8 protein-coding genes are annotated in these 11280 nt (G+C 66.6%); 3 read left to right on the top strand and 5 right to left on the bottom strand.

The window, feature by feature from the left end:
• Window positions 1-26: 26 nt before the first annotated feature.
• Entirely contained in the window at window positions 27-1220 is a 1194-nt protein-coding gene (locus tag ACZ9BC_RS19440; protein WP_476247361.1) for an MFS transporter, read from the top strand.
• Between the two features lie 185 nt (window positions 1221-1405).
• Here the strand turns inward: ACZ9BC_RS19440 and aceB are convergent, their stop codons facing one another.
• Both aceB and aceA read right to left on the bottom strand, forming a co-directional pair.
• A complete protein-coding gene (aceB, locus tag ACZ9BC_RS19445) occupies window positions 1406-3058 on the bottom strand; it encodes a malate synthase A (RefSeq protein WP_476247362.1) in 1653 nt (550 codons plus the stop codon).
• Window positions 3059-3282: 224 nt separating this feature from the next.
• Window positions 3283-4599 carry an isocitrate lyase gene (aceA, locus tag ACZ9BC_RS19450; RefSeq protein ID WP_115526170.1) on the bottom strand — a complete coding sequence of 439 codons (1317 nt, stop codon included), beginning with the start codon at window positions 4597-4599 and terminating at the stop codon, window positions 3283-3285.
• Between the two features lie 148 nt (window positions 4600-4747).
• On the opposite strand from aceA, the gene ACZ9BC_RS19455 reads away from it, so the two are divergent.
• Window positions 4748-6262, top strand: a complete 1515-nt coding sequence (locus tag ACZ9BC_RS19455; RefSeq protein ID WP_476247363.1) for a helix-turn-helix domain-containing protein — start codon at window positions 4748-4750, stop codon at window positions 6260-6262.
• A 131-nt stretch (window positions 6263-6393) separates the two neighbouring features.
• On the opposite strand, the gene ACZ9BC_RS19460 is transcribed toward ACZ9BC_RS19455, so the two are convergent.
• The 3 genes from ACZ9BC_RS19460 to ACZ9BC_RS19470 form a co-directional block, all read right to left on the bottom strand.
• Complete coding sequence (locus ACZ9BC_RS19460; RefSeq protein WP_476247456.1) at window positions 6394-7332, bottom strand: TAXI family TRAP transporter solute-binding subunit; 939 nt, start codon at window positions 7330-7332, stop codon at window positions 6394-6396.
• A 79-nt stretch (window positions 7333-7411) separates the two neighbouring features.
• A complete protein-coding gene (locus ACZ9BC_RS19465; protein ID WP_476247364.1) occupies window positions 7412-8857 on the bottom strand; it encodes a sensor histidine kinase in 1446 nt (481 codons plus the stop codon).
• A complete protein-coding gene (locus tag ACZ9BC_RS19470; RefSeq protein WP_476247457.1) occupies window positions 8854-9522 on the bottom strand; it encodes a response regulator transcription factor in 669 nt (222 codons plus the stop codon). The genes ACZ9BC_RS19465 and ACZ9BC_RS19470 overlap by 4 nt, the downstream gene beginning before the upstream one ends.
• A 240-nt stretch (window positions 9523-9762) precedes the next feature.
• Here ACZ9BC_RS19470 and ACZ9BC_RS19475 point away from each other — a divergent pair, with 240 nt between their 5' ends.
• Window positions 9763-11169, top strand: a complete 1407-nt coding sequence (locus ACZ9BC_RS19475; RefSeq protein ID WP_476247365.1) for an MFS transporter — start codon at window positions 9763-9765, stop codon at window positions 11167-11169.
• Window positions 11170-11280 lie beyond the last annotated feature (111 nt).

The raw sequence follows: 11280 nt of genomic DNA on the forward strand, positions 1-11280 counted from the left end.
AAACTGCCTACTCCCTTCGCTGCCGCATGAACGGCCGGATTCCCGCCCGGATACCCAAGAGCTGGGTCCTGCTCGCCTGCATCGGCCTGCTCGCGCTTAACCTGCGGGGACCGTTCGTTGCGGTCGCCCCAGTAGTTGGCCCGATGCAGGCGGAATTGGCCTTTTCGCCGGTCATGCTTGGCCTGCTGACCAGCATCCCCGTCCTGTGTTTCTCCCTGGCCGCGCCGCTGGCTTCCCTGGCGGCCCGGAAGTTCGGTGCCGAGTTCGCGGTGACGCTGACCATCCTCGGCGTGCTGGCGGGCGTGCTGGTCCGTTCAGCGGGCGGGCCGGTCCTGGTGGTGGCCGGAACGGTGCTGATCGGCCTTGCCATTACGGTGGGCAATATCGCCGCGCCGCTTATCATCCGCCGTGACTTCGCCCCCCGCCGGCAGGGGACCGCGATGGGAATCTACACCGCCGCACTGAACATCGGGTCATTCCTGACATCCGTGGTGACCGCGCCGCTGGCAGACCTGGCGGGGTGGAGGTTTGCGCTGGGCTCGGTGGCTGTCCTGGCCGTTGCGGCCATCGTTGTCTGGACCTTGGCCGTGGGTCCGCGGAGCGCATTCCTGGCTTCCGCGGAGGACGGCGGGGACACGAAGCTGCCGCCGGTGACCGGTACGGGCTGGACGACGGCCGGCCTGACGGCGGGCTTCGCCGGGCAGGCCTTCTCCTACTACGGGGTGACCGCGTGGCTGCCGAGTTACCTGCACGACGAACTGGGCATGTCCGTCACCGAAGCGGGTGCCGCTTCCTCGATCTTCCAGATCCTGGCCATCGTGGGCGGCCTGGGAGTGCCATTTGCCGCCAAATTCATGAGTACGACGGCGGTGGCGGTCACCGTGGGAGCGTTGTGGACGGCCGTGCCGGCCGGGCTGCTGCTGGCGCCGCAGCTCTGGTGGCTGTGGTCGATCTGTGGCGGCATCGCCCAGGGCGGCGGCATTACGGTCATCTTCATCGCGATCATCCGGCTGGCCCGCGACCAGGCCTCGGCGGGCCGAATGTCTGCCACCGTGCAGGGCCTGGGCTACTGCTTTGCCGCCGTGGCACCGCCCCTGATGGGCTTCGTGCACGACGCGTCCGGGTCCTGGACGCCGGCGCTGCTGCTCGTCCTGGTGTCCGTGCTGACCTTCTTCGTCAGCACCACCCTCGCCGTGCGGCGGGTGCCGAAGGGCCGCTAAGCCCCGTCCGCCGTCGTACTAATACGCCTAAACCCGCGCGAGATGGCACTTGCCGGCAGTGTTTCTTTCAAACATTGCCGTCAAATGCCATCTCGAGTGGGGGGTGGTTCCGTCGCCGGGCCGGCCCTCCGGATTTCGGAGGTGCCTGTTGCGGAGGGCGTGCCGGCCCGGCGGACGGAAGCTGGTTACGCCGCGGCGAGTTCCTCGACGGTTGCCTTTTCGCGGGCCTCCGTCAGGTAGCGGGCGTAGGCGGGGAGAGTGAGGAAGGACGGGAAGTCGCGGGCGAGGGTGACTTCTTCGAAGATGTCGCGGGCGTCTTCGAAGCGGTCGCCGTCGAACCGTTCCAGCCGTGCGAATTCCTGGTCCAGGAGTTCTTCGATCCACTCGTGGGTGATGATCTCGCCGTGGTCCGTGATGGCCCGGGCGTAGATCCACTGCCAGAGCTGGGAGCGGGAGATTTCGGCGGTGGCGGCGTCTTCCATGAGGTTGTGGATGGCGACCGCGCCGTTGCCGCGGAGCCAGGATTCGATGTAGCGGATCCCCACTTCGATGTTGTTCCGGATGCCCTGTTCGGTGATGGTTCCGGTGGTGGCGGCCACGTTGATCAGGGCGCGGTCGTCCGGGGTGACGTCCTCGCGCGTGCGGTCCAGCTGGTTGGGCTTCCCGCCCAGGATGGAGTCAAACACCTCGCGGCAGACCGGCACGAGGTCCGGGTGGGCCACCCAGGAGCCGTCGAAGCCATCGTTGGCCTCACGGGTCTTGTCGGCGCGGACCTTTTCGAAGGCGTTGGCGTTCGCTTCGGGGTCCTTGCGGTTGGGGACGGCGGCCGCCATGCCGCCGATGGCCATGGCGCCGCGCTTGTGGCAGGCCCGGACGAGCTGTTCGGTGTAGGCGCGCATGAAGGGCTGGGTCATGGTCACCTGGCCGCGGTCCGGGAGGACGAAGCGGGGGCCGCGGGTGCGGAAGTTCTTGATGAGGGAGAAGATGTAGTCCCAGCGGCCGGCGTTCAGTCCGGCGGCGTGGTCGCGCAGTTCGTAGAGGATTTCCTCCATTTCGAAGGCTGCGGTGATGGTTTCGATCAGCACGGTGGCGCGGATGGTGCCCTGCGGGATGCCGAGCAGGTCCTGGGCCAGGATGAAGATGTCGTTCCAGAGCCGGGCTTCGAGGTGGTTTTCGATCTTGGGCAGGTAGAAGTAAGGGCCCTTGCCCTGGGCCAGGAGGCGGCGGGCGTTGTGGAAGAAGAACAGGCCGAAGTCCACGATGCCGCCGGCGATCGGGGCGCCGTCGATGAGCATGTGCTTTTCGGGCAGGTGCCAGCCGCGGGGGCGGACCACGATGGTGGGCAGTTCACCGGCAGGGCGGAGCTTGTATTCCTTGCCCTCCTCGGTGGTGAAGTCGATTCGGCGCTCGAGGGCGTCGGTGAGGTTCAGCTGGCCCTTGATCACGTTGCGCCAGGTGGGGGTGGAGGAGTCCTCCATGTCCGCCAGCCAGACCTTCGCGCCGGAGTTCAGGGCGTTGATGGTCATCTTCTTGTCCACCGGCCCGGTGATTTCCACCCGGCGGTCCTCCAGGCCAGGGGCCGGGGGAGCGACCCGCCAGGACGGGTCGTTGCGGATGTGCTCGGTCTCCCGCAGGAAGCGGGGGTCGGCGCCGGCGGCAATGTCAGCACGCCGGGTCCGCCGGGCCTGCAGCAGTTCCTGCCGCCGCTCAGCAGTTGCCCGGTGCAGTTTCGCAATAAATTCCAGGGCGTCCGGAGTGAGAACCTCGTTCTGCCGGCACACGGGTTGAGCGGTCAGGGTGATGCCATTAATCGTGAAGTTATCGGTGAAGCTGTTCATCTCAGTCTCCTTAAAGACGAAAAGGGAAGTTCGACGGCGGCTTACGGCACTTTGGCGACTCAGGCACTAGGCCGAAGGAGCCGGTAACGCGGCAGCCTGCGTAAAAGGGGCCCTGTGCCCGCCCCCGACCGAGTTCTACGAGGTCATGGGGCGGGCATGGGGAATAGCAGGCAGAGCGATGCCGGTCCGAAGGCCGGAGGCGACAACCGCCGTCGAGCAGGAAGTTAGTGGAACTGGCCCTCTTCGGTCGATCCGACCAGTGCGAGGGTGGATGCGTTCGGGTTGAGCGCGGTGGAGATGGTGTCGAAGTAGCCGGTGCCGACTTCGCGCTGGTGCTTGGTGGCGGTGTAGCCGCGGGATTCGGAGGCGAATTCCTTTTCCTGGAGCTCGACGTAGGCGCTCATGCCTTCGCGGGCGTAGCCGTGGGCGAGGTCGAACATCGAGTAGTTCAGGGCGTGGAAGCCGGCCAGGGTGATGAACTGGAACGTGAAGCCCATGGCGCCGAGTTCGCGCTGGAACTTCGCGATGGTGGCGTCGTCCAGGTGCTTGCGCCAGTTGAACGACGGCGAGCAGTTGTAGGAGAGCATCTGGTCCGGGAACTCGGCCTTGACCGCTTCGGCGAACTTGCGGGCCAGCTCCAGGTCCGGGGTGCCGGTTTCCATCCAGATCAGGTCGGAGTAGGGGGCGTAGGCCTTGGCGCGGGCGATGCAGGGTTCGATGCCGTTGCGGACCTTGTAGAAGCCCTCGGCGGTGCGCTCACCGGTGATGAATTCCTGGTCGCGTTCGTCCACGTCGGAGGTGATCAGGGTTGCTGCCTCAGCGTCGGTGCGGGCGATGACCACGGTGGGGGTGCCGGCGACGTCGGCCGCGAGACGGGCGGCGTTCAGGGTCCGGACGTGCTGCTGGGTGGGGATCAGGACCTTGCCGCCGAGGTGGCCGCACTTCTTCTCCGAGGCGAGCTGGTCTTCCCAGTGAACACCGGACGCCCCGGCCTGGATCATGGATTTCATGAGTTCGTAGGCGTTCAGGGGGCCGCCGAAGCCGGCCTCGGCGTCGGCGACGATCGGGACCAGCCAGTCCTCAACGGTCTGGACGCCCTCGGAGAATTCGATCTGGTCGGCCCGGAGCAGGGCGTTGTTGATCCGGCGCACCACGGTGGGGACGGAGTTGGCCGGGTAGAGGGACTGGTCCGGGTAGGTGTGGCCCGAGTTGTTGGCGTCCGCAGCTACCTGCCAGCCGGAAAGGTAGATGGCCCGGAGCCCCGCCTTGACTTGCTGCACGGCCTGGTTCCCGGTCAGCGCGCCGAGGGCGTTGGTGTACTTGCCTTCCTTGTGCTCTTCGGTGAGCTGCTTCCACAGCTTTTCCGAGCCGCGGCGGGCCAGGGTGTGTTCTTCGGAGACGCGGCCGCGGAGACGGACGACGTCGGAGGCTGAGTAGTCCCGGGTCACACCTTCCCAGCGGGGATTGGCGGCCCACTCGAGCTCCAGGGCGGCGGCCTGCTGTTCGGGCGTCTGCTGGGTGGGCTCAAATGCTGCAGTCATCGTTGATCTCCTTGATTGAGCTCCGGATGGAGTAGGTGGGAACCGCGTCATTGAGGTTCCCTCCGGCTTTCCGGTGCGGTGTTTCTTTCCGTAGACACCACTTTTCAGTACTTTCAACACCCTTTCTAGATAAAAATGCTGGAAAGAAATGCACTTCTTCACGTATTCTTCAGAAATGTCGCCTTCAAGCTGGAACAGGGAAGTTTCGCCGCCGTCGTCGTCCGGCTCCGCCGCGGAACTGGACGTCATCTCGCTGGGCCGCCGCGTGCGCCATCTCCGCAAGCAGGCCGGACTTACCCTCGATGCCCTGAGCGCCGCCGTCGGGACTGCGCCCAGCCAGCTGAGCCTGATCGAAAACGGCAAGCGGGAACCCAAACTCACCCTCCTCCAGCACCTGGCCGGGGCACTGAATGTCAGCATCGACCAGCTGCTTGGAGCCGAACCGCCAAGCCGCCGCGCCGCCTTGGAAATCGAGCTTGAGCGCTACCAGCGCGGACCGCTGTACGAGTCCCTGGACCTGCCCAAAATCCGCATCAGTTCGCGTCTTCCGCTCGATGTCCTGGAGGCCCAGGTGGGGCTCCTCCATGAGCTCGAACGCAAGATGAACGAGCAGGTGGCAACGCCGGAAGAAGCCCGCCGCGCGAACGGCGAACTGCGCGCCATGATGCGGGAGCGGGGGAACTATTTTCCGGAGTACGAATCCGAGGCGCAGAAGGTCCTCAAGGAGGTGGGGTACACCACCGGCCCGTTGAGCCAGCACGTCATTGCGGACATCGCCGCGCACCTCGGTTTCACCCTTCACCATGTGGGCGACCTGCCGCATTCCACCCGTTCCGTGACGGATTTGAAGAACCGCAGAATTTACCTGACGCAGAGCCAACGACAGGACCACGACCCCCGGTCTGTGCTCCTGCAGGCCCTGGGCCACTACGTCCTGGGGCATGAAACACCGCGCAGCTACGGTGATTTCCTGGCCCAACGCGTTGCCACCAACTATTTCGCCGCAGCACTTCTCCTGCCGGAACAGGCCACCGTGGAATTTCTGCAAAAAGCCAAAGCAGCGAAGGAAATCGCCGTGGAGGACATCCGCGACGCGTTCGCGGTTTCCTACGAGACGGCGGCCCACCGCTTCACGAACCTGGCCACCAGGCATTTGGGCATCACGACGCATTTCCAGAAAACGCACCAGAGCGGCATCATCTACAAGGCCTACGAGAACGACGGCGTGAACTTTCCGCAGGACCACACCGGCGCCATTGAGGGGCAGCCGTCGTGCAAGGCCTGGACGTCCCGTGCGGTGTTCGATGTGCCGGACAAATTCAGTGCCTACAGCCAGTACACGGACACGCCCTCCGGGACGTACTGGTGCACCGCCCGCACCGAACGCTCCGCCACGGGCGAGTTTTCGCTGAGTATCGGCGTGCCGTACCAGCACGTGAAGTGGTTCCGCGGGCGGGAGACCACCGCCCGAGCCACCTCCAACTGCCCGGATCCCACCTGCTGCAAGCGGCCGCCGGAAGCGCTCACCTCCGAATGGGCCGGGAACGCCTGGCCCTCGGCGCGTGCGCACTCGCACCTCCTGGCCGCCATGCCGCCGGGCGCCTTCCCCGGCGTGGACGAGACAGAGGTCTACAGCTTCCTGCAGGCTCACTCCGGAAACTGAGGGACGCTCTCTCACGTTTTGCGGTTTTTCCCGCAACGCTCTCTCAATCTGTGACGGGGGTTTCGGCTCATCCCGCGACAGGTGAGAGAGGGTTCCCGATATCGCTGCAGGATGTGAGAGAGCGTGCCGGGTCAGCCGTGCAGTTCCCGGTACGCGTTTGCGGCCGCCGGGTGCAGCGGGACGCCGGCCGTGTTGATCAGGGTCTCAGGGCTGAGGAACTGCACGCCCAGGCTGGATTGCGGGATCAGCTCGCCGGCATGATGCACCAGCAGCTGGACGGTCCGCTCCACGGTGGCGGCGTCCAGGTCCGCCCGGCACAGCAGCAGGTTCGCGGCGCCCACCGTCCACACCGCCGGCACCCCCGGATAGCTGCCCTCCGGAATAAGCACCCTGTCGTACACCGCGCCGTGCCGCTTCCGCAGTTCGGGCAGCAGGGCCGAAAGATCCAGCAGCGCCAGGGCCACATCCTGCTGCGCGGCGGCAACCGCGGCTGTGGGCACCCCGCCGGACCAGAACAGGGCATCCACCGTGCCCGCCTTCAGGGCGGCCAGGCCGTCGTTCAGTCCAAGGCTGACGACGGCAACGCTCCCCGCAGCGGCCGGCCTACCTTCCGCAGAGGTGCCCAGACCGGCGGCATCGAGAATCCGCGGCGTCGTGAGGGACGTGCCGGATCCAGGCTGGCCGATAGCCACCCTGCGGCCGGCCAGCTGGCCGAGCCCGGTAATTCCGCTGTCCCTGCGCACCACGCAGTGCACATAGTTTTCATAGACCTTCCCGAGCGCGGCCACCTGCACCGGTGCCGCGCCAGGGTCGGGTGACTGCCCGCCTGCCGCATCGGCCAGCGCGACGGCGAAGGTGGCCCTTCCCGCGCGAAGTTCCGCCAGGTTGTCCAGGCTTCCGCCCGTGGACATCGCCGTGGCCCGGCCTGCCACGCCGTGCCGCTCCAGAGACGCAGCCAGCAGAGTGGAGAACTCCAGGTAAAAACCACCTGGTTCGCCGCCGGCCACTGTCAGCAGATCGGGCCGGTTTCCGGTACAGGCAGTCAGGGCAGAGGGCAGCCATACCGCCATTCCCGCGGCAAGACCGGCCTTCAGCAGTGCCCGGCGCGGGGGCGCACCGCCCGCACACACGCTACCCGCAGGCAGGACGTCAGCCACGGGCACCTCCGCGGGATTCCGGCTCCGGACCAGCTAGGGACTGGGGAAACTCGAGGCAGGCGGACAGACCCTGCGGTGTTGCCGGAGCAAGCACCAACTGCCCGCCGTTCGCCGCCGCCAGCTCGCCCACGATGGTGATGCCCAGCCCGGTCCCGCGGACCGAGGAATGCCGGGGTGAGCGCCAAAACCGCGTCGCAGCGGCGGCGCGCTCCTGCTCGGAAAGCCCGGGGCCGTCGTCTGAAATTTCCACTGTTGCAGTGCCCGCGCTAACCCGCACCGCAGCTGTCACCGTGGCACCGGGGGCGTACTTGACCGCGTTGGTGAGGAGTTCGCCGGCCATCTGGGCAAGCTCCGCTGGCTGGCATGCAACCAGTGCCGGCGGGGAGGGCGGCGGCAGCAGGACAAGGCGGCACCCTGCACGCTCCGCCGCCGGAGCTGCCCGCTCAACCTCGCCCTGCAGAATGGGATACGGATCCACCGGTCCGGCGGGCGGCCGGGCGCCCGGACTGCTGAACGAACGGGCGGAGTCCTCGGACGCCCGGTGCTCGGCAGCGGCAAGTTTCAGGACGCCGTCCAGGATCTCCTCCACCCGCTCCAGCTCCGCCATCGCGCTGGCGGCGGCATCGTGCTCCCGGGCATTTTGCAGCTCAAGCTGGAGTACGTCCAGCCGCAGCCTGAGGGCACCGATGGGGTTCCGCAACTGGTGCGAGGTATCCGCGATCAGCTGGCGCTGCGACTCGATGCTGGCGCTCACGGTGCGGGCCATCGCGGAGAAGGACCGGCTCAACTCGCGGAGCTCCGGCGGCCCGTCCTCCGGCAGGCGCCCCGACCGTCCCGTCCTCGCCAGCTCGGTGACCGCTAAATTCAGGCGAAGGACAGGACGGAGAACCCACCCGGTCACCCGGGCCGCGGCCAGCAGGAGTACCGCGGCAAGGGCGACGGCGGCAACAGCCACCACGAGCCAACGGCCGCGGAGCTTGTTGCGGGCAGTGTCGAGGTCCACGTCCAGGACCACGCCGCCCAGGACCTGGCTGGCGCTGCCGAAGGAGCGGAAAATGAGTTCCGAGCCGGAGCCGAAAGGCTCCAACGGGGCCAGATCCGTGTCACTGACGTTGAGCCCGGCGAGGGACAAGGCGTCCTGCACGTCGGTCCGCTCCTCACTCAGGCCCCCGGAGCGCAGGATGCCTTGCTGCAGCCGCACCACAATGCCTTCGCCGTAGAGGCTGGAGTAGGTGTCCATTTCCCGCTGCAGCCGCACGGTGTCACCGTCGTTCGCAGCGTCGAAGGCCACCTGGGCCAGCCGGTTCAGGGACGCTGCCCGATTGATCTGGACTTCCTGCGTCAGTTCGCGGGCAGCAGAGCCCAGGATGGTGCCGGAGACCAGGAAGACCACCAGCAGGCAGAGCACACTGAGGACCCCGAGGACGCGCAGCCTCACGCGGTGTCCGCTTCCACCCGGTAGCCCACGCCCCGGACGTTGATGATGAACCCGGGCTTCTGCAGCTTGGCCCGGAGCCCGGTGAGATGGACGTCCAGCGAACGGGAGGAGGCGAGGAAGGCGTCACCCCACAGGGCGTCAAGGATCTGCTCCCGCGTCACCACGGAGCCGGCGTTCCGGGCGAGCAGGGCCAGCAGCTCGAATTCGGTGGCGGTCAGCGGAAGCACTTCGGCGCCCTTTGCCGCTGTGCGCCGGTCCAGGTCGATCTCGAGGTCGTCCAGGACAATGGTGCCCGGCGTCGCTGCATTGCCGCGCCCCACCCGCCTGGTGACCGCTTCGATCCGGGCCAGCAGTTCCACCAGCTTGACCGGTTTGACCAGGTAGTCATCCGCTCCGGAACGGAGGCCAAGCACCACGCTGCGTTCGTCGTCGCGCGCGGTAAGGATGAGGATGGGGCAATCCGTAACCTGGCGGAGTTTCCGCAGCACCTCCAGCCCGTCCAAGTCCGGAAGCCCCAGGTCAAGGAGGATCACCTGGAAACGGCGGTGCGCCAGCAGGGCATCGGCGCCACGGGAAACCCTGGTTGCCTTCAGTCCCGCTGTCCCGACACCGGCCGCGAGGGCACCGGCCATGGCGTCGTCGTCCTCGACGATGAGCACTTCCATTGCCATGTTCCTGTCCTTTGCTGCGGGGCTGCGCCATCCCCCGTTTGTGGAGACTACCGCCTGGCGGACGTTTTTGCCCGGCGGGCGGAGGCCGGGCGGGACGGGCACGGGTTTTCGGACCAAAACCTAAGGAAGTGTTAGGAAAGCGGCTGCCACGTTGGTTGTGCCCTGCATCACCCATATTTTGGTGGGGGTCCTCCGCGCTTTCGGGAGACTGTTCACGCCAAGGAAGGTTCATTGATGAGCACCCAACAAGCAGCGCCTCTCAACGAGGCAGCCCCGACGGAGGCAGCACAGACCCGCAGGGCCGTGGGAAATATCCTCAAAGGTTCCGCCGGCAACCTCGTAGAGTGGTACGACCTCTACGTCTACACCGTCTTCGCGGCCTACTTCCAGGCCCACTTCTTCAGCTCCACTGACGACCTGCAGGCTGGACTTGAGGCAATGGCCGTCTTCTCGACGTCGTTCCTCATGCGCCCCATCGGCGCCTGGTTCTTTGGCAGGTACGCGGACCGCAACGGCCGCAAGGCCGCCCTGACCCTCAGCGTGACGCTGATGTCCGCCGGCTCCTTTGCCATCGCGGTGCTGCCCACCCAGGACGTCATCGGCATCTGGGCCATGGTCCTGCTGGTGCTGGTCCGCCTGCTGCAGGGCTTCTCCGTGGGCGGCGAGTACGGCACCAGCGCCACCTACATGTCCGAAGCGGCAACGTCCAGGCGGCGCGGCTTCTTCTCCAGCTTCCAGTACGTGACCCTGGTGGGCGGGCAGATGCTGGCCCTGCTGGTCCTGGTGATCCTGCAGAACAGCATCGGCAACGATGCCCTCACCGAATGGGGCTGGCGTATTCCGTTCGCCCTGGGCGGCGTCGCTGCCCTGGTGGTGCTCTGGCTGCGCCGCTCCATGGAGGAGACCGTCTCCGCGGACCAGATCCGCGCCGCACACGTCCAGGTTGCGGGCGAGGCGCAGCCCGGCACCCTCAAGCTGCTCTTCACCAGCCACTGGCGTCCGCTGCTGATCTGCATCGGCGTCACCCTGGGCGGAACCGTTGCCTTCTACACCTACACCAACTTCATCCTGAAGTTCATGAACGATACGTCCGGCATCGCCAAGACCGATACTTCCGTCATCAACTTCTGGGCATTGTTCATCTTCATGCTGCTGCAGCCCGTCTACGGCATCATCTCGGACAAGGTGGGCCGCAAGCCGTTGCTCCTCTGGTTCGGCATCACCGGCGTGCTGTTCACCTGGCCGCTGCTCTCCACGCTGTCCGGCACTAAGGATCCGTTGACGGCGTTCCTGCTCATGATGGGCGGCCTGCTGGTGGTGGGCGGCTACACCTCCATCAACGCGCTGGTGAAGGCCGAGCTCTTCCCGGCCTCGATCCGGGCTCTTGGGGTCGGGCTGGGCTATGCGATCGCCAACTCGCTGTTCGGCGGCACTGTTCCGCTGATCGGCGCGGCGCTGCAGAAGGCCGGCCAGGTGGACCTGTTCTTCACCTACGTCACCGTGGCCATCGCCGTTTCGCTGGTGGTCTACATCCTCGCGCTCAAGAACAAGAAAGCCACGCACCTGGATAACGAACAGGGCGATGCCTGGGCGGCGGCCAAGACGGACGACGGCGACACGGTGGTGGGTGCCAGGCGCTGACTTAGTCCGACGGCGGCGCTCGCCTGGCCGGCAAGGCAGGGCGGGCGCCGCTTTTCGCCGTCGTGCCGTCCCGCCGTGTGGTCCCGCGGCCAGGGTCTCCGCATCCCGTTG

It is taken from the genome of Pseudarthrobacter sp. TE3704 (assembly GCF_056279405.1).

Coding starts and splice junctions, on each gene's coding strand:
- ACZ9BC_RS19440 (WP_476247361.1), top strand. CDS start 27: ATGAACGGCCGGATTCCCGCCCGGATACCCAAGAGCTGGGTCCTGCTC.
- aceB (WP_476247362.1), bottom strand. CDS start 3,058: ATGAACAGCTTCACCGATAACTTCACGATTAATGGCATCACCCTGACC.
- aceA (WP_115526170.1), bottom strand. CDS start 4,599: ATGACTGCAGCATTTGAGCCCACCCAGCAGACGCCCGAACAGCAGGCC.
- ACZ9BC_RS19455 (WP_476247363.1), top strand. CDS start 4,748: ATGCACTTCTTCACGTATTCTTCAGAAATGTCGCCTTCAAGCTGGAAC.
- ACZ9BC_RS19460 (WP_476247456.1), bottom strand. CDS start 7,332: ATGGCGGTATGGCTGCCCTCTGCCCTGACTGCCTGTACCGGAAACCGG.
- ACZ9BC_RS19470 (WP_476247457.1), bottom strand. CDS start 9,522: ATGGAAGTGCTCATCGTCGAGGACGACGACGCCATGGCCGGTGCCCTC.
- ACZ9BC_RS19475 (WP_476247365.1), top strand. CDS start 9,763: ATGAGCACCCAACAAGCAGCGCCTCTCAACGAGGCAGCCCCGACGGAG.